Annotated in this window: 17 protein-coding genes; 9 read left to right on the top strand and 8 right to left on the bottom strand. The window is 67.4% G+C overall.

Annotated features, from left to right (window positions below; all coding sequences use genetic code 11):
- Positions 1–52: 52 nt before the first annotated feature.
- Positions 53–544 (bottom strand): 2,4'-dihydroxyacetophenone dioxygenase family protein, encoded by a 492-nt coding sequence (locus BLS50_RS19015; RefSeq protein WP_074803442.1) that lies wholly within the window; start codon positions 542–544, stop codon positions 53–55.
- 150 nt (positions 545–694) lie between these two features.
- Between BLS50_RS19015 and BLS50_RS19010 the strand changes: the two genes are divergently transcribed.
- From BLS50_RS19010 to BLS50_RS19000, 3 genes are read left to right on the top strand one after another with little or no spacing between them, the layout of a single operon-like run.
- Positions 695–1,183, top strand: coding sequence for a MarR family winged helix-turn-helix transcriptional regulator (locus BLS50_RS19010; RefSeq protein ID WP_412668064.1), 489 nt, complete (start codon positions 695–697; stop codon positions 1,181–1,183).
- A 37-nt stretch (positions 1,184–1,220) separates the two neighbouring features.
- Positions 1,221–1,556 (top strand): hypothetical protein, encoded by a 336-nt coding sequence (locus BLS50_RS19005; protein WP_027813269.1) that lies wholly within the window; start codon positions 1,221–1,223, stop codon positions 1,554–1,556.
- Entirely contained in the window at positions 1,553–2,794 is a 1,242-nt protein-coding gene (locus tag BLS50_RS19000) for an MFS transporter (RefSeq protein WP_074803438.1), read from the top strand. The genes BLS50_RS19005 and BLS50_RS19000 overlap by 4 nt, the downstream gene beginning before the upstream one ends.
- Positions 2,795–2,812: 18 nt before the next feature.
- Here the strand turns inward: BLS50_RS19000 and BLS50_RS18995 are convergent, their stop codons facing one another.
- Positions 2,813–3,763, bottom strand: coding sequence for a LysR family transcriptional regulator (locus tag BLS50_RS18995; protein ID WP_074803435.1), 951 nt, complete (start codon positions 3,761–3,763; stop codon positions 2,813–2,815).
- Positions 3,764–3,868: 105 nt separating this feature from the next.
- On the opposite strand from BLS50_RS18995, the gene aptA reads away from it, so the two are divergent.
- Positions 3,869–5,224 (top strand): omega-aminotransferase AptA, encoded by a 1,356-nt coding sequence (aptA, locus tag BLS50_RS18990; protein WP_027813271.1) that lies wholly within the window; start codon positions 3,869–3,871, stop codon positions 5,222–5,224.
- A 49-nt stretch (positions 5,225–5,273) separates the two neighbouring features.
- On the top strand, positions 5,274–6,791 hold the full coding sequence (locus BLS50_RS18985) for a CoA-acylating methylmalonate-semialdehyde dehydrogenase (protein ID WP_074803432.1): 1,518 nt from the start codon (positions 5,274–5,276) through the stop codon (positions 6,789–6,791).
- A 127-nt stretch (positions 6,792–6,918) separates the two neighbouring features.
- On the opposite strand, the gene BLS50_RS18980 is transcribed toward BLS50_RS18985, so the two are convergent.
- A complete protein-coding gene (locus tag BLS50_RS18980) occupies positions 6,919–7,293 on the bottom strand; it encodes a COG4315 family predicted lipoprotein (RefSeq protein ID WP_012338219.1) in 375 nt (124 codons plus the stop codon).
- Between the two features lie 300 nt (positions 7,294–7,593).
- Positions 7,594–8,394: a helix-turn-helix transcriptional regulator gene (locus tag BLS50_RS18975; protein WP_074803430.1), complete on the bottom strand. Its 801-nt coding sequence runs from the start codon at positions 8,392–8,394 to the stop codon at positions 7,594–7,596.
- 132 nt (positions 8,395–8,526) lie between these two features.
- On the opposite strand from BLS50_RS18975, the gene BLS50_RS18970 reads away from it, so the two are divergent.
- Together BLS50_RS18970 and BLS50_RS18965 are read left to right on the top strand one after the other, a co-directional pair.
- On the top strand, positions 8,527–9,933 hold the full coding sequence (locus BLS50_RS18970) for an APC family permease (RefSeq protein ID WP_074803428.1): 1,407 nt from the start codon (positions 8,527–8,529) through the stop codon (positions 9,931–9,933).
- Between the two features lie 63 nt (positions 9,934–9,996).
- Entirely contained in the window at positions 9,997–11,106 is a 1,110-nt protein-coding gene (locus BLS50_RS18965; RefSeq protein ID WP_074803426.1) for a DmpA family aminopeptidase, read from the top strand.
- Positions 11,107–11,244: 138 nt separating this feature from the next.
- Here the strand turns inward: BLS50_RS18965 and BLS50_RS18960 are convergent, their stop codons facing one another.
- Together BLS50_RS18960 and BLS50_RS18955 are read right to left on the bottom strand one after the other, a co-directional pair.
- Positions 11,245–11,457 carry a hypothetical protein gene (locus BLS50_RS18960; RefSeq protein WP_011547764.1) on the bottom strand — a complete coding sequence of 71 codons (213 nt, stop codon included), beginning with the start codon at positions 11,455–11,457 and terminating at the stop codon, positions 11,245–11,247.
- A gap of 136 nt (positions 11,458–11,593) precedes the next feature.
- Positions 11,594–13,777 (bottom strand): FUSC family protein, encoded by a 2,184-nt coding sequence (locus BLS50_RS18955; RefSeq protein WP_069231096.1) that lies wholly within the window; start codon positions 13,775–13,777, stop codon positions 11,594–11,596.
- 199 nt (positions 13,778–13,976) lie between these two features.
- Between BLS50_RS18955 and BLS50_RS18950 the strand changes: the two genes are divergently transcribed.
- Positions 13,977–14,924, top strand: coding sequence for a LysR family transcriptional regulator (locus BLS50_RS18950; RefSeq protein ID WP_006479092.1), 948 nt, complete (start codon positions 13,977–13,979; stop codon positions 14,922–14,924).
- 110 nt (positions 14,925–15,034) lie between these two features.
- Here BLS50_RS18950 and BLS50_RS18945 read toward each other — a convergent pair whose 3' ends face one another.
- Positions 15,035–15,337: a DUF4148 domain-containing protein gene (locus BLS50_RS18945; protein WP_074803423.1), complete on the bottom strand. Its 303-nt coding sequence runs from the start codon at positions 15,335–15,337 to the stop codon at positions 15,035–15,037.
- A 220-nt stretch (positions 15,338–15,557) separates the two neighbouring features.
- Positions 15,558–16,700: a porin gene (locus tag BLS50_RS18940; RefSeq protein WP_069231098.1), complete on the bottom strand. Its 1,143-nt coding sequence runs from the start codon at positions 16,698–16,700 to the stop codon at positions 15,558–15,560.
- A gap of 339 nt (positions 16,701–17,039) precedes the next feature.
- Between BLS50_RS18940 and codA the strand changes: the two genes are divergently transcribed.
- On the top strand, positions 17,040–18,281 hold the full coding sequence (codA, locus tag BLS50_RS18930) for a cytosine deaminase (RefSeq protein ID WP_074803420.1): 1,242 nt from the start codon (positions 17,040–17,042) through the stop codon (positions 18,279–18,281).
- The last annotated feature ends 114 nt before the right edge of the window (positions 18,282–18,395 follow it).

Here is an 18,395-nt window from a genome sequence, read left to right as displayed (position 1 = left end):
GAGTTGACGAGAGCGGCACGATGCGCGTCGCGTCGCCTGTCTTGCCGCGTAGTTACCGCGTAACGAACGCCGTGGCCGCGTCCGGCGCCGTACGCGCATGCTTGCGCTGGCGCAGCAGCGCGACGCGGCAGTTCTCGCGCGCCGTTTCGCGGCCGTCGTCGTCGAGCAGCACGAGGTCGCCGCGCATCACGTTCAGCGTGATCACATCCTCGCCCGGCGCGCCGAGCGTCTCCGGCGTATGTACCGAGCCGGCCGGTTCGAGCACCGTCGAACCGGCGTGCGCGACCCAGTCGTATTCGCGGTAGCGCCACGCACCCTGCAGCGTATGGACGAACACCTCGCCTTCGTGACGATGGCGCGGCAGCATGCCGCCGGCCGGCATCTTCAGCAGCGCGGTCAGCGTGTCCTCGGCCGCATTGATGTGCAGGTACTTGATCGCGAGCCCCGGCAGGTCGGCGCTCATCGGCAGCCACGGCAGCGCGTCGCCGGGCAGGCACGAGATCGGCGGGAGGTCGATGGAGAGCGGGGCGGACGGCTGCGTCATGGCGGAAGGCGGAGCGGGAACGGGAAGCCGGCATTATCGCAGAGCCGGAATGCGCGGCCGAACGGGGCGCGGCGTCGCGCCGAAAGCATGCGTGGCCGCTCGATCCTTACACGATGAAATATACAGTTAGACTGTACAGTTTGACTGTCGATGTGCTATCTTGAATTTATGAACTCCCCATCGTCTTCCCCCGATACCCACCCGCTGGCCGGTCTCGCCGGCGAACTCCGCATCTCGGTCGGCAAGCTGATGCGGCGGATGCGGGAGCAGACCCATCCGAACGACCTCACGTCCTCGCAGAAATCGGTGCTTCTGCGGCTCGATCGCGACGGCCCGGCGACGGTATCGGCGCTGGCGCGTGCCGAAAGCGTGCGCCCGCAGTCGATGCGCGTGACGGTCGCCACGCTCGAGGCGCTCGGCGCGGTCGCCGGCGCGCCCGATCCCACCGACGGCCGGCAGACGCTGATCGCGCTCACGCCCGGTTTCCGCAAGGTGCTGCAAGCCAATCGCGCGGCCAAGGACGATTGGCTCTTTCGCGCGCTGCACGCGCAACTGTCGGCGGCGGAGCAGGCCGAGCTCGCGGCGGCCGTGAAGCTGCTGCAGCGGCTCGCCGAATTCGAGGACCCGGCGCGTTCGTGAACCGCTCCGGCCCGCTAGCCAAAAGGACAACCTGCACATGAACCTCCTGCATCTCGTGTCGTACTTCTTCGGCGGCGCGTTTCTCGCGAACGCCGTGCCGCATCTCGTCAGCGGGCTGCGTGGCGAGCCGTTCCAGACACCGTTCGCGAATCCGCCCGGCCGCGGGCTGTCGTCGTCCACCGTGAACGTGCTGTGGGGCGTCGTGAATCTCGTGATTGCCTATGCGCTCATGCGCCGGGCCGGCGATTTCGACCTGAAGATCACGGCCGACGCGGCGGCGTTCGGCCTCGGCATCCTCGCGCTCGGCCTGTTCCTCGCGCGGCATTTCGGCGCACTGCACGGCGGCAACGAGCCCGACCGGGAGCGGCCGTGAGCGTGCCGGCAGCGGGCGTGTTCCGCTCGCTTCGCAGCTTCAACTACCGCGTATGGGCGATCGGCTCGCTGGTGTCGAACATCGGTACGTGGATCCAGCGCACCGCGCAGGACTGGCTCGTCCTCACGCAGCTCACGCATCACGACGCATCGGCCGTCGGCACGGTGATGGCGCTGCAGTTCGGGCCGCAACTGCTGCTGTTGCCGTGGACCGGCTACGCGGCCGACCGCTTCGACCAGCGCAAGCTGCTGATGGCGACGCAGGCGCTGATGGGGGCGCTGGCGCTCGTGCTCGGCGTGCTGACGGTCACCGGCGCCGTGCGGCTCGAGCACGTGTATGTATTCGCGTTCCTGTTCGGCTGCGCGTCGGCGTTCGACGCGCCGGTGCGGCAGACTTTCGTCGCGGAACTGGTCGGCGACCGCGAACTCGCGAACGCGGTCGCGCTCAACTCGACGTCGTTCAATGCCGCGCGGATGGTCGGCCCGGCGGCGGCCGGCTTCCTGATCGCATCGGTCGGCACCGGCTGGGCGTTTCTCACGAACGGGCTCAGCTTCTTCGCGGTGCTGGCATCGCTGTCGCGGCTTCGGCAGGACGAGTTGCGCACCAACGTGCGGGCAAGCCGCTCGCGCGGCAGCCTGCTCGACGGATTCCGCTACGTGTGGCGCCGGCCGGACCTCACAGCCATCCTCGTGATGCTGTTCCTGATCGGCACGTTCGGGCTGAATTTCCAGTTGTTCATTTCGACGATGGCCGCCAGCGTGTTTCACGTCGACGCGCGCGGGTTCGGTTTCCTGTCGTCGATGATGGCGGTCGGCACGATCTCGGGCGCGCTGCTCGCCGCGCGCCGCGAGCAGCCGCGTTTCCGTCATCTGTGGATCGGCGCGGCGCTGTTCGGGCTCGGCTGCGCGTTCGCCGCGCTGGCGCCCGGCTACTGGTCGTTCGCGGCCGCGCTGGTGCTGACCGGCGTCGCCGCGATCACCTTCATGAACTCGACCAACAGCCTGATGCAGCTTTCCACCGAGCCGGCGATGCGCGGCCGCGTGATGGCGCTGCGTCTCGCGGTCGCATTGGGCGGCACACCGATCGGCGCGCCGGTGGCCGGCTGGGTCGCGAACCATCTCGGCCCGCGCTGGGCGCTCGGCCTCGGCGCGGCGTCCGGCTTTGCCGCGGCGCTCGTCGCGACCCATTTCGTCACGCGCAAGCGGGCGCAGCCGCGCCCGGACGGCGACCAGGCCTGACCGAACCGGAAGCCGCCGCTATGCCGCCGGCTGCGCCCCCGCATGCGCGGCTTCGAGGCACGACTGGAACAGCAGCGCGGCCCGCGACGGCCGCGGCGAGCGCCGCAGCAGGCTCACGAACCGGCACCGGTAATTGAACCGGTGCGGTGCGATCGGCTGCATCAGCCCCTTGTTTTCGAAACTCTCCGCGTAGTGATCGGGCAGGAAGCCGAGATAGCGGCCCGACAGAATCAGCGTCGCGATCGATTCCTGGTCCGACGCGGTCGCGCTGCGCGTGAGCTTCGCGCGATGGCTCAGCTCCATGTTCGGCGAATGGAAGCCGAGCCCGGCGAACGCGTGGTTGCGGACCGTCGTCCACGTGAGCTTGCCGTGCGGCGCGTCGAACAGCGGATGCTGGCGGCCGCAGTAGAGCAGCATCCGTTCGTCGAACAGCGCCGAATACACGAGGCTGCCCGAGTTGCGGTGCGCAGGAATGATCCCGACCTGGTAGCTGCCGTCGATCACGCCGCGCTCGACCTCGTTGATCGACGCGACGTGCAGGTTCAGCGCGACGGCGGGCGCTTCGTCCGCGAATTGGCGGATCGCGTCGCCCAGGCGCGCATTCGGGTTGGTGGCCGTCTTGTCGAATACGGCGATGTGAAGTTCTCCGCCCATTGTGTCGTGAATGCCGTCGATCCTGCTGCGAAATGCTTCCATCGACGCGAGCAACCGCAGCGTCTCCTCGTACACCGTCTGCCCCTCGGGCGTCAGCGTGAAGCCCGCGCGGCCGCGCCGGCACAGCACGAGGCCAAGCCGCGTTTCCAGATCCTTCACGTGCCGGCTGATCGTCGAGATGCCGATATTCAGTTCCAGTTCGGCCGCCGCCATCCCGCCGCACTGCACGACACCCTTGAAGACCCGCAGCAGGCGCAGATCCATGTCGCTGAGCTGTCCGAGCAGCGCGCGGCTCTTCGGTTTCTTTGCTTGCATAATTGAGCAAGTGAACATTGATATTGCGATATTCAAAAGACTAATTGGCGTCCCGACAATGCGCAACATCAACCCGAGGAGGAGGGGCGCGCCGCGCCGACCGACATGACCGACATCACCACCGCCCAGCACGACGACACGAACCTCCGCACCGACGCCGCATGGCTCGATGCGCACTGGATGCCGTTCACCGCCAACCGCCAGTTCAAGGCCGATCCGCGGCTGATCGTGTCCGGCAAGGGCGCGTACTACACCGACGCCGAAGGCCGCAAGATCTTCGACGGCCTGTCGGGCCTCTGGTGCACGGGCCTCGGCCACGGCCGCACGGAAATCGTCGAAGCCGTGAGCCGCCAGGTCGCGCAGCTCGACTACGCGCCGGCGTTCCAGTTCGGCCATCCGAAATCATTCGAGCTCGCCAACAAGATCAAGGAACTGACGCCGGCCGGCCTCGACTACGTGTTCTTCACGGGCTCGGGCTCGGAAGCGGCCGACACGTCGCTGAAGCTGGCCCGTGCGTACTGGCGCGCGAAGGGCAAGGGCACCAAGACGCGCCTGATCGGCCGCGAGAAGGGTTATCACGGCGTGAACTTCGGCGGCATCTCGGTCGGCGGGATCGGACCGAACCGCAAGCTGTTCGGCCAGGGCCTCGACGCCGATTTCCTGCCGCATACGCAACTGGCCGAGAACAAGTTCTCGCGCGGCATGCCCGAGCACGGCGCCGAGCTGGCCGACCGCCTGCTGGAACTGATCGCGCTGCACGACGCGTCGAACATCGCGGCCGTGATCGTCGAGCCGTTCTCCGGCTCGGCGGGCGTCGTCGTGCCGCCGAAGGGCTATCTGAAGCGTCTGCGCGACATCTGTACCGCGCACGACATCCTGCTGATCTTCGACGAGGTCATCACGGGCTTCGGCCGGGCCGGCGCGATGACGGGCGCCGACGCATTCGGCGTGGTGCCGGACATCATGAACTTCGCGAAGCAGGTGACGAACGGCGTGCAGCCGCTCGGCGGCGTGATCGCGACGAAGGAGATCTACGACACCTTCATGGCCGCGGGCGGCCCCGAGTACATGCTCGAGTTCCCGCACGGCTACACGTATTCGGCGCATCCGGTCGCGTGCGCGGCCGGCGTCGCGGCGCTCGACCTGCTGGTGAAGGAAGACGCGGTGGCCCGCGTGCGCGATCTCGCGCCGCATTTCGAGGCGGCCGTGCACGGGCTGAAGGGCCAGCGTCACATCGCGGACATCCGCAACTACGGGCTGGCGGCCGGCCTGACGATCGCCGCATTGCCGGGCGAGCCGGCGCGGCGCCCGTACGAGATCGCGATGCGCTGCTGGGCGAAGGGCTTCTACGTGCGCTACGGCGGCGACACGATCCAGCTCGCGCCGCCGTTCATCGCCGAGAAGCGCGAGATCGACAACCTGGTCAACGCGCTCTCCGACGCGCTGAACGAAGTGGATTGAGCCCGCGCTCGTTCCCAGCGACAACCGAATTCAGGAAAGAGCCCCAGACATGAAACACGACAGCAATGTGACCTCCACCGTCGGCCACCTGATCGACGGCAAGCGCGTCGACGGCGGCAGCCGCGTCCAGCCGGTGTTCGACCCGGCGACGGGCGAATCGCGCAAGAGCGTCGCGCTCGCCGACAAGCTGACCGTCGAAGCCGCGATCGCGTCCGCGCAAGCCGCGTTTCCGGCCTGGCGCAATACGCCGCCGCTGAAGCGCGCCCGTGTGATGAGCCGCTTCAAGACGCTGCTCGAGGAGCACGCCGACGAGCTGTGCGCGCTGATCACCGCCGAGCACGGCAAGGTGCTCGCCGACGCGATGGGCGAACTGCAGCGCGGGATCGAGAACGTCGAGTACGCGACCTACGTGCCCGAGTTGCTGAAGGGCGAGCACAGCAAGAACGTCGGCCCGGCGATCGATTCGTGGAGCGAGTTCCAGGCGCTCGGCGTCGCGGCCGGCATCACACCGTTCAACTTCCCGGTGATGGTGCCGCTGTGGATGTGGCCGATGGCCGTCGCGTGCGGCAACACGTTCGTGCTGAAACCTTCCGAGCGCACGCCGTCGTCGACGCTGCGCATGGCCGAGCTCGCGCTCGAGGCCGGCCTGCCGCCGGGCGTGCTGAACGTCGTGAACGGCGACAAGGAAGCGGTCGACACGATCCTCGCCGATCCGCGCGTGAAGGCCATGAGCTTCGTCGGCTCGACGCCGATCGCCGAATATATCTATTCAACCGGCTGCGCGCACGGCAAGCGTGTGCAGGCGCTCGGCGGCGCGAAGAACTTCGCGGTCGTGATGCCGGATGCCGATATTCCCAACGCGGTGAACGCGCTGATGGGCGCCGCATACGGCTCCTGCGGCGAGCGCTGCATGGCGATTCCGCTGGTCGTCGCGATCGGTGACGAAACGGGCGACCAGGTCGTCGCGGGGCTGAAGGCCGAGATCGAGAAGATGAAGGTCGGCCCGGGCAACGGCGCGGGCGTCGACATGGGCCCGCTCGTCACGCAGCAGCATTTCGAGAAGGTGACGGGTTTCGTCGAAGCGGGCGTGGCAGCGGGCGCGACGCTCGTCGTCGACGGTCGCGGCGTGAAGGTCGACGGCCACGACGGCGGTTACTACCTCGGGCCGTGCCTGTTCGACAACGTGAAGCCCGGCATGCCGATCTACCAGCACGAGATCTTCGGGCCGGTGCTCGGCGTGATTCGCCTGAAATCGCTCGACGACGCGATGGCGCTGATCGATGCGCACGAATACGGCAACGGCACCTGCCTGTTCACGCGCGACGGCGAGGCCGCGCGCTACTTCAGCGACAACATCCAGATCGGCATGGTCGGCATCAACGTGCCGCTGCCGGTGCCGGTCGCGTACCACTCGTTCGGCGGCTGGAAGCGTTCGTTGTTCGGCGACCTGCATGCATACGGCCCGGACGCGGTACGGTTCTACACGAAGCGCAAGACGATCACGCAGCGCTGGCCGTCGGCTGGTGTGCGCGAAGGGACGGTGTTCAGCTTCCCGTCGAACCGCTGAGTTGACGCGCGCACCGGCTGCATACGGCCGGTGCGACGTGCGGAACTGCCGAGGCCCGCCCCGATCGACGATCGGGGCGGGCTTTTTTACGTGCTGGCGAAATGCACGGAACGCGGCGAAAGCAGGCTTACGGGGCGACCACGTGCCACACGTTCTTGAAGTTGTCGCCGTTGCGCTCGCCCTGTTTCATGTCCTTCGAGAAGAAGTACAGCGGCTTGCCCTTGTACGCCCATTGCGGGCTGCCGTCGTCGCGCTTGACGATCGTATAGGGCCCGACCGGTACGTCGGTCGCGCTGGCCTTGTACGGCGGCCAGAGGGTTTCGCATGGGCCTGTGCAGGCGCTGGTGCCGGCATTGGGCTTGTCCTTGTCGAACGAGTAGACGGTCATCCCGTTCGCGGCGACGAGCGCGCCGTTTTCTTCCTTCGTGATGGATCCCTGGGCCGTGGCCGAAGCTGACGCAATGGCGAGCAGGGCGGAGCTGACGAGCAGCGCGGCTTTCATGAGTGCCTCCTGATGGTCCGGTGGGCGGCCGCGATCGCGCACGGGCGAGCGTGCGCCGGAATCGCGATGAATGGTGCCGGAGCACGGCGCCGTCGCCGTCCGCCCGCTTGAGCGACGCCGGGGCGAATGGCGGCAAACGGAGCGCCTTATTCACGATAGGCGGTTTTTGGCGGCGCTGCGAGAAGATCGGGGGGCATATCGGCGGCCCGCAGGCAGCGCGCCACCGCGCGACGATCGTCGTCATGCGCCGGTATTCGGCATCCGTCCCCGAGCCCGGCTCGCGCATGCCGGTCGCTGCACTCATCCCGCCGCGTCTTCACCCAACGCCTGGATGAACCGCGAAAACAGCTCGGGTTGCGACGAAATCCCGAGCTTTGCGTACAAATGCCGCCGGTGCACCTTCACCGTTTCGGGCGAAATCGCGAGCCGCTCGGCGATCGCCTTCGACGAATTGCCGCGCAGCACCATCCGCGCGATCGACATCTCGCGGTCGGTCAGCACGCCAGCACCGAAGCGGGCGAGCGCCTGTTCGACGCGCGCACCGAGATCGGCGTCGGGCGCCGCACGTGCGGCGTCGCCCACCAGCCGCCAGTGCTGCCGAATCGCCGCGAGCACCCACGGCATCGCGGCCGTCAGCTTGCCGAGCGGTTCGACGTCGAAGCGCGTCGACGCACCGAGCGACAGCGACAGCAGCATGTCGGCATTCGGCCGCACGAGAATCTGGATCTCGTCGTCGCCGACCGCGTCGCGGAAATAGCTCAGGAAATACTCGCTCTGCCGGAACAGGTCGGGCGCGACTTCCTCGAGCCGGTAGCAGCCGTCGGCGAGCCCGTCGTGCGCGGCCTGCAGGAACGGATCGAGCAGATATAACCCATTCAGGTAAAGCGGCACGGGCGACGCGGTGTCGGTGCCGCCCGTGTCGTATTCGTCGAGCACGAGCGGTACGCCGTCGCTGCCGATCGCGGTCGCCAGCGCGTTGTCGAACGGCGCCATTTCATTGAGCAGCAGCACCAGGAATCGCCAGAAGCGCGGCTGGCCGAGATGATCGATTGCGCGGCCAAGCGCCTGGTGCATCGCGATTTCGGAAAAGAGACGATCCATACCACCACCGGAAGGGCGTAACACGAAGGGGGAATAGCGGTCCTGAAATTGGCTTCCTAGACTGCCACGCAATCAATCGGGCCCGAGTATGGGTGTTCAAAAACAGGTGGCATAGGAGCACAGGAGAACGAAATGGCGATGATGTCGGAATCGACGGGCACCGTGCAAGCGGCGCCTGCAATGGAAGACGCGCCGCGCGCGTTGTCGCAGACGCTCGGCGTGCGCGATGCGGTGATGATCACCGTATCGGGCGTGACGCCGGCCAGCTCGATCTTCGTGATCGCGCCGTTCGCGATCCAGCAGGCCGGCAGCGGCGCCGTGCTGTCGTTCCTACTCGGCGGCGTGCTCGCGCTCGCGTTCGCGCTCTGCTACGCGGAACTGAGCGCCGCGCACCGCAGCGCGGGCGGCGAATACGTGATGGCCAAGCGCGTGTTCGGCACGCTGCCCGGCTACCTGACCTTCATCACGGTGCTGTCCGTCAGTGTGTTCATTCCGGCCGTGCTCGCGAGCGGCGCCGCGCCGTACCTGAACAACGCGCTCGGCACGCACTTCGGCAACCAGTCGGTCGCGTTGACGATCGTGCTGCTCAGCTATCTGCTCGGCATGTTGAACATCAAGACGAACGCATGGATCACCGGTGCGTTCCTGGTCGTCGAAATCGGTGTGCTGATGCTGATCGCGGGGCTCGGCTTCGGGTCGCCGCATCGCGGCGCCGACGTGCTGATCGCCCCGGTCGTCGCAAGCGGCAATGCGCTCGTGCCGGCGACGCTCGCGGCCATCGTGCCCGCCATCGGCACCGCGATCTTCTGCTACAACGGCTTCGGCTCGGCCGCCTATCTCGCGGAAGACCTGCGCGGCGGCAACCGCAACGTCGCGAAGGCGGTGATCTATTCGCTGCTCGTGATCCTCGTCGTCGAACTGGTGCCGCTCACCGCGATCGTGCTGGGTGCGCCGTCGCTGACGGAGCTGACCAAAAGCGCCGATCCGATCGGCTATGTCGTGCGCTCGCTGAGCAATCCGGCCGTGTCGCGCGTGGTCAGCGGCGGGATTTTCCTGTCGGTGTTCAACGCGATCATCGCGATCGTGATCACGATGGGCCGCCTGCTGTACAGCAGCGGCCGGCATGCGCTCTGGTCGCGCACCTGCAACCGCGCGTTCTCGACGATCCATCCGCGCCTCGAATCGCCGTGGCTCGCGACGCTCGCGCTCGCGATACCGTCGGCCGGGCTCGTGTTCGTGTCGAGCCTCGATGAGTTGACCGCGTTCACGGTTGACCTGCTGCTGCTGATTTATCTGGTCGTCGGACTGGCCGCGCTCGCGAGCCGGTTCGTGCGCCGCGACGTCGAACATCACTACCGGATGCCGCTGTGGCCCGTGACGCCGCTCGTCGCGGTGGCGGGCGCCGCGTATACGCTTTATACGACGCTGGCGACCGCGACGAAACCGACCGACCTGATCATCATCGCGGGGCTGCTGGTCGCGGCGCTCGTGATGTACGTGGCCTGGGCGCGCCACAGCGAAGCATTCCGCGCGCTCTGAGCGCCGGATCGATACCGTGCACCACCGACACACGAGCCATTGAAAGACTGGAGGAATTGCATCATGCGCACGAGGGATCTCGGCATCCGCATCGGCCTCGGCACGCCGGGCCGCTTCAACGCGATCACGGACGTACCGGGTGTGCGGGTCGGACATTGCACGCTGAACGTCGAGAACGGCGACACATCGATCCGCACCGGCGTCACCGTGATCGAGCCGCGCACGGGCGCCGCGCACGATTCGCCGTGCTTCGCGGGCGTGCACGTGCTGAACGGCAACGGCGACGCGACCGGGCTCGAATGGATTCGCGAAGCGGGCCTGCTGACGACGCCGATCGCCTATACGAACACGCACAGCGTCGGCGCGGTGCGCGACGCGCTCGTCGCGAACGAACGCGAAGCGGCGGCCGGCCGCGTGTACTGGTGCATGCCGGTCGTGATGGAAACCTACGACGGACTGCTGAACGACATCTGGGGGCAGCACGTGAACGCCGCGCACGTGCAGCGCGCGCTGGCCGCCGCGCAGTCGGGGCCGGTTGCCGAAGGCGGCGTGGGCGGCGGTACGGGCATGATCTGCCACGAGTTCAAGGGCGGCATCGGCACCGCGTCGCGCGTGCTGGCGAACGATGCGGGCGGCTGGACCGTCGGCGCGCTCGTGCAGGCGAACTACGGTGTGCGCGAAATGCTGCGCGTGGCCGGCTACCCGGTCGGCGAAGTGCTGCGGCACGTGCATTCGCCGTTCCGCGAAGCCGACGCGAAAGGCGAAGCCGGCATGGGTTCGATCGTCGTCACGATCGCGACCGACGCACCTTTGTTGCCGCATCAATGCACGCGTCTCGCGCAGCGCGCGAGCGTCGGGCTGGCTCGCGTCGGCGGCGGCACCGAGGATTCGAGCGGCGACATCTTCCTTGCGTTCGCGACGGGCAACGCCGGCTTGCCGGCGGCGAACTACGGCAGCAAGGGTACGCCGACCACCGGCGTGCAAATGGTCAACAACGACCATATCTCCGCGCTGTTCGTCGCGGCAGCGGAAGCGGTGGAAGAAGCGATCGTGAATGCGCTGGTCGCAGGCGGCGACGTCGCATCGCGCGGGGCGCGGGTCGAAGGGATCGGGCAGGCGCGCTTGCTGGATGCATTGCGCGAAGTGGGGTGGCGGCCGGGGCGCGGCGCCTGAAACGGCAAGCGCCGCTTCAATCGAAGCGGCGTGGGGCGCAACGGCGATGCGGCGAGCGGCCGGGCCGCCGTCCGCCCGCGCTTGCGTTGCATGCAATGCGGGCGATACGGGCCGGGCCGTGACGACGCGGCGTCATGCTCAGCTGCCGAAGTAGATGTTGCAGAAGCTGACGGGGCCGACGCAGGCGTTCGGGTCTTCCTGCTTCGATTGCGCACGATCGACGCGGCCGGCGGCCTGGATCGCCTCGGTGCGGTTCGCCTGTTGCGGTGCGGCGTCTGCCGGCGCCGGCTGCGCGTGAGCGACGGCAGCGGTGAGCGACAGGGCAACGAGGGCGAGGTGCAGCGGCTTCATTTTGTTTCTCCTGGGTGAGTGCCAGTCTCGCTGGCAGTGAGGAAACTATAGGCTCGCACTGCTTAAAGATTAATCACCGCGGCTGTAGAGCTTATTTCCATCCGGAACAACGATCCCGTTGTGCGCGCACCCGTTTTCAATGACGGTGCCGGTTGAACGGCGCGTCCTTGTCGAGCAGCGCGCTGCGTATGAAGTGCAGGCAGCCGACGATCCTTTGCATGCTGCGGCGCGCGTCGGGCACCGCGTACCACGCCTGCAGCGTGTGCTGTGCCGCACGGATCGCGAGATTCACCGATTTCAGCGTGCGCGCATGGCGACTGGGCGTCGGATCGTCGAAGAAGCGCGGCAGTTCGTTCAGCACCGCATCGATCGAACCGGTCCAGCGCAGCGTCTGCGGCGGTTTCGACGCGCAGAACGCGTGCAGCTCGTCGCGCAGGTCGATGACCGCGTGGCCGACCTCGAGCGTCGACAGCATCCAGCGCAGTGCATCGCGGTGCTGCCGCGTACGGCGCACCAGCAGCGTGCGCAGTTGCGCCATCAGGTCGTGCGTGCTCGACTGGAAGCGCTGCGCGAGGCCGTCCGGCGCGCCTTCGCATGCAAGCGTCACCTGGCGGCGCAAATCGTGCGCGATCCGACCGGTGAGCCAGGGCATGTGGGTCGGGAATACGACGGCGAACACGAGCGAGCACGCGAGCATCGCGACGACGACCGCCAGCCCGTTGTTGATCAGCACTTCAGGCGTATACGCGATCGTGTTGTCGGGGCCCGCGAGCAGGCAGAAAAACACCGCGAAGCCGATCCCGTAGCCGGACAGGCCCGGCCGCATCGCGAGGAACGCGCCGAGGCCGAGCACCGGCGCGAGCGCCGCACACAGCAGCGGAAAACCGTCGATGTTCGGATAGACGTAGCACAGGAACAGGTAGCCGACGGCGGTCGCGAACGCCGCCCCGACGCCCATCTGCGCGACGAACTTCGGCGCGCGCGGCGAGGTCGAGCTGAGCGCGCACGCGATCGCGGTGGCGATCACCGCGAGCGAGCCGCTCGGCCATTCGGACGCGATCCAGAACGCGCTCATCGCGCCGACGGCGACCACCGTGCGCAGAAACGCGAAGCCGACGAAGAACGCATTGGTTTTCACCGCGTAATGCGTGACCGAGCGCTCGAACGCGTGATCGTCCTGGTCGAGCGACGCGTACGTGTCGACGTAGCCGAGATATTCGCCGATGAACCGGTACAGCAGCTCGATCGCGGTATCGAAGTCGAGCAGGCCGCCGGCCGCATGGTCCTCGAGGGTTCGCCGCGACGCACGCGCGGCCTTCGGCAACGCACCGTGGAAGCGGCGCAGTTCGAGCAGCGCGCCGGTGGCCGGTGCGATGCCGCGCTGGCGTTCGTCGCGCAACGCGGCGAAGCGCAGCGCGAGCGCATCGACGTGCGGCGCCAGCGCGTCGAGCACCGCGTCCGATTGATTCGCGCGCAGCCGTTTGACGAGCTGATGCAGCGCATGCAGCCGCGTGCACGCGTTCATGAACTCGCTGTTCAGCCGCGCCAGCCGGCGGCTGCGCGCGCGAATGTGCGGGTCCTCGAACGACGCGAATGCACGATTGGCTTCGAAGCCGACGATGTCGTCGACGAAATCGGCGAAGCGCCGCTCGAAATCGCCGCGCGCGACGTCGCCCGCCAGCGCGCCGGCCGTGAACGCCGCGAACGTCGCGTGGCGCGCGCTCAACGAACGCATCAGCGCCTTCGCGGAACTCAACGGCAGGATCAACGCACTGACCGCGCCCGAGCACGCGATGCCGAGTGCGACTTCGGCGGCGCGCGTGAGCGCCGACTGGAACAGCGTCTGCGGCGTCATCACGGCCGGCAGGCCGATCAGCGCGGCCGTGTAGCCGGCGAGCACGAAGCCGTACCAGCGGAAGTGGCGGTTGCGCACCGCGAGCGCAATGCAACCGCCGATCCACAGCGTGATGCCGGCCATGTACAGCTCCGGCTGCTGCGCGAACAGCCCGCCGAGCGCGAGCGCGCCGACGAGGCCGGCCGCCGTGCCGAGCACGCGGTAGAAGCTTTTCGCGAACACCATGCCCGACAGCGGCTGCATCAGCACGAACACGGTCGTCATCGCGGTGCGCGGCTGCGACATTTCCAGACGCATCGCGATGCCCATCGCCAGCAGCGCCGCGAGCACGGTTTTCGCGAGGTGCAGCCAGATCAGCCCGTCGGTCGCGGCCCAGTCGCGCGCCGCGTTGCCGAGCGGATCGAGCCATGCGCTCCATCGTGCCGGTTCGATGGAAGGTCGCTCGATCGCAGGTTGTGGCTTCATGAAAAGAGGGCCCAGGGCCGACCGGGCGAAGCGCCACGGTGCGTCCGAACGGGTCCGTTCGACTGATGAGGCGCCGATTGTAGGAGTGCGGCGCCCGTGCATTAACGCAGTTGCGGGGAAACGATAGTTGCAGCCGACGTAACAATCTATCGCGCGCAGTGGAGGAAAATGGCGGCTCCGCTACAGGTTGCTCACAGGAATGGATACGCTACAAAACATGCGGGTGTTTTCGCGCGTCGTCGAGACGGGCAGTTTCACCGCCGCCGCGCAATCGCTGAATTCGACGACGGGCGCGATGTCGCGCGCGGTGTCCGAGCTCGAGGCGCGCCTGCGCACCCGTCTGATGAATCGCTCGACGCGCCGTCTCGCGCTCACGTCGGCCGGCGAAAGCTATCTGCGGCGTTGCCGCCAGATCCTCGCCGACGTCGACCGCGCGGAAGAAGAGGCGAGCTGCGCGCACGAGCGCCCGGCCGGCGTGCTGCGCATGCACAGCTTCGCGAGCGTCGGTCATCACTACGTATTACCCGCGCTGACGCGCTATCACGCGCAGTTCCCGGACGTGTCGATCGAGCTGTCGCTGTCGCAGCGGATGCCCGACCTGTTCGACGGCACGAGCGACATGGCCGTCGTCACTGCATCGTCGCTGCCCGATTCGGAACTCGTGTCGCACCTGCTCGGCTCGACGTTCAGCATTCTGTGCGCATCGCCCGACTACGTGAAACGGCACGGCGTGCCGGCCCGCCCGCAGGATCTCGCCGCGCACGCGTGCCTGACGCTGTGTACGCCGGCGTTCCCGACGCACGAATGGGTGCTCGAAGGGCCCGACGGCGTCGAGCAGATCCACGTCGCCGGGCCGGTGCAGACCAATACCGCCGAATCGCTCGCCCTCGCGATCCGCGACGGCATCGGGATCGGCATGCTGCCGCTGTATTCGGCCATCGACGCGCTGCGCGACGGCACGCTCGTCCGTGTGCTGCCCGCGCATATACTGCAGAAGATGAACGTGTATGCGCTGTACCCGTCGCGCCGCTTCGTCGATGCGAAGGTGCGGACCTGGGTCGAGATGCTGCGTGCGCAGGTGCCGACGATGATCGCGCGCGACGTCGAGATGCTGAACGCGATCGACCGCGAACCGCAGGCCGCCTGAACGCAGGCCGTCTGAAACCCGCTCGCGCATCGGCGCGCGGCGGGTTGCTTCATGCAAACACCCGATACGCATCGCTCGCCACGCATGCGTGATGCGAGCGACGCGCATCGTCACAGCGCGGGCCTGGCCGCCGCGCCCGATTCGGTGGCCGGCTCGCCGGCCGGGCCGTAGGCGGCCTGCGCCGCTTTTCGCTCGGCGAGACGTTTCACCTGCAGTCGCTCCTGCGCCGCGAGGATGTCGTCCGGATAGTTGCCGATTTCACCGCGCGCCGGGTTGTAGCCGACCGATTCGAGATCGACCAGCTCCTGCAGCACCTGCGCGCGCGTGACGGGCGACTTGGCCTGCTGGGCGAACGACAGGGCCGGTGCGGCGAGCAGGACGGCAGCGGCGGCGGTAACGACGAGCGATTTCACGTGGTTCTCCTGAATACGGGGTGGGTGGCCGGATCGACACGCCGCACGCGATGCGCAGCTCCGACCTTCGACGTCAGTCTACGCAGCAGGCCGATGCGCAAACACCCCGAATCCAGGAGGGCTGCGTTCCAGAAGCAACAACATTGGCGCTCGCCCGCACCGGGCGAAACCGTGAGCGCACACGGGCGCCGTGCATACGGGCGACGTCGCGCGCTGCCCGTCAGAACCGCGTGCGCATGCCGATCGTGCCGACGACCTGGTTCGCCGTGCTCGATGCGCCGCCCGACGTGTTGATGAACGCCTGGTAGCCCCGGCCCGACGCGTACTGGAACATCGCTTCCGCGTACAGGTCGGTGCGGCGCGACAGCTTGTACACGGCCTGCAGGTTCGCCTGATGCCATTTCGGGTCGGTGCCGTGCTTGCTGTCGGGATTCGACACGCTGGCGTCCGTGTACACATAGGCCGCGCCGACGCTGACGGCCGGCGTGACCGCATAGCGCACGTTCAGGTCGTAGTTGTTGAACGCGATCTGGCCGCTCGAGCCGAACGCGCCCGTGTTGTCGTACTGCGAGCGCGTGTAGACGAAGCCGACGGTCGCCGGGCCGAACACGTAGCTGACACCGCCGCCGTACGTGCGCATGCGGTCCGAGCCGATCGACCAGCCGCCCTGGTTCAGGCTCTTCGCTTCGGCCGAATCGGTCGCGCCGGGGCTCGCGCTCGTCGAACCCTTGGTACCGTTCATTTGCAGGTACGCACCGGCCAGCTTCAGCGGGCCGTTCGTGTAGCTCGCGGCCACGCTGTATGCGCGGTTCGCGCTGAAATTCGCCGAGTTGGAGAACGCGTACAGCGCGCCGACCTTGAAGCCCGCGATCGTGTCGCTCGTGTACTTGACCGCATTGTTGATGCGCAGCGAGTGGTTCAGGTTGTCGTTGTCGAACGGATGCGCGAAGCCCGTATCGCCGAAATCGCCGGACGTCGCCGACAACGGCGCGACGAAGTCGACCATCGTGTCGTACTGGCGACCGAGCGTCAGCGTGCCGTAGCCGGCCTGGCTCAGGCCGACATACGCGTGCCGGCCGAACAGCTTGCCGTCCTGGCCGAGCCCGCCGTTGTTCGCGTTGAAGCCGTTTTCGAGCACGAACAGCGCCTTCAGCCCGCCGCCGAGATCCTCGGTGCCGCGCAGGCCGAAGCGGCTGCCGTTGATCGTGCCGGTCGTCATGCGCCACTGCGACGCGCCGTTCACGTTGTTGGTATAGGCGATGCCGGCGTCGATCAGGCCGTACAGCGTGACCGAACTTTGCGCGTGGGCGAGCGGCGTGAACAGGGCGGCGGCGCCTGCGCCGGCGATCAGGGTTTTTTTCATCGGAAAGCTCCTGCGTGTGGGACTGGAAACCAAAGTTCGGCGCAAGTATAGGAATGCGCGGCGCGCGCACGGCCGTCCGGGCCGCGAGCGCACTGTTCCAGATCCGACAAGCATCCTTCACAAAACTGACACGACGCGGCGCGCACACCCTGGGCAGGCGATTCCTGCGTGGCGGGCGGCCGGTGGCCTGCGCCCGGAACAGCCCGGTTGTCGTGTCGATGCAACATGCGTGACACGTGCGCGCATCGCTGCTTTTCCTCCATACTGGTCGTTCGGACCACACGGCCGCCGACGCAGATCGCGCGATCGTGTCAACGCAGCACGACAAGAGGCCTCCCCATGAACCTGTTCAACGTACGTCTGCGCGGCCGCGACGGCCTGTTCACGATCGGCGTCGATGCCGGCAAGATCGCGCGGATCGATGCGCAAACCGCGCCGATCGCGTCGACGAACCCCGACCACATCGATGGCGGCGGCCGTCTCGCGATTGCGCCGCTCGTCGAGCCGCATATCCACCTCGATGCCGTGCTGACGGCCGGCGAACCCGCGTGGAACATGAGCGGCACGCTGTTCGAGGGCATCGAGCGCTGGGCCGAGCGCAAGGCGACGATCACGCACGAGGACACCAAAACGCGCGCGCATGCGGCGATCGGCATGCTGCGCGACCACGGGATCCAGCACGTGCGCACGCACGTCGACTTGACCGATCCGACGCTCGCCGCGCTGAAGGCGATGCTGGAAGTGAAGGACGAGGCGCGCGGGCTGATCGATCTGCAGATCGTCGCGTTCCCGCAGGAGGGCATCGAATCGTTCGACGGCGGCCGCGCGCTGATGGAGCAGGCAATCGAGCTCGGCGCGGACGTCGTCGGCGGAATTCCGCATTTCGAGAACACGCGGGAGCAGGGCGTCAGCTCGATCCGCTTTCTGATGGATCTCGCGGAACGCACGGGCTGCCTCGTCGACGTGCACTGCGACGAAACCGACGATCCGCATTCGCGCTTTCTCGAAGTGCTCGCGGAAGAAGCGCGCGTGCGCGGCATGGGCGCGCGCGTCACCGCGAGCCACACGACCGCGATGGGCTCGTACGACAACGCGTACTGCTCGAAGCTGTTCCGGCTGCTGAAGCGGGCGGGGCTGAACTTTATCTCGTGCCCGACCGAGAGCATTCACCTGCAAGGGCGCTTCGACACGTTTCCGAAGCGGCGCGGCGTCACGCGCGTCGCGGAACTCGACCGGGCCGGCATCAACGTGTGCTTCGGGCAGGATTCGATCAAGGACCCGTGGTATCCGCTCGGTAACGGCAACATCCTGCGCGTGCTCGATGCGGGCCTTCATATCTGTCACATGATGGGTTACCAGGACCTGCAGCGCTGCCTCGACTTCGTGACCGACCACAGCGCGACGACGATGCATCTCGGCGATGGCTATGGCATCGCGGTCGGGCGGCCGGCCAATCTCGTCGTGCTCGACGCAGACAGCGACTACGAAGCCGTACGCCGGCAGGCGAAGGCCACGCTGTCGATGCGCCACGGGAAGGTCATCATGCGGCGTGAGCCGGAGCGCATCACGTATCCGGATTGACGCGGAAGGCGGGCCATCGCGGCCCGCCGTCTCTCCTGTATTCAACAAATGCATGAGTCAATTCGAAAAATACGTTTGTCTCATGATGGGCGCGGGCCTACGATGCGGTCCTGA

Source organism: Burkholderia orbicola, from assembly GCF_900100915.1.
In the GTDB taxonomy this organism is placed as follows: Bacteria; Pseudomonadota; Gammaproteobacteria; order Burkholderiales; family Burkholderiaceae; genus Burkholderia; species Burkholderia orbicola.
The sequence above is the reverse complement of the archived record's forward strand: the minus strand, read 5'-3'. Positions and strand labels throughout refer to the sequence as shown.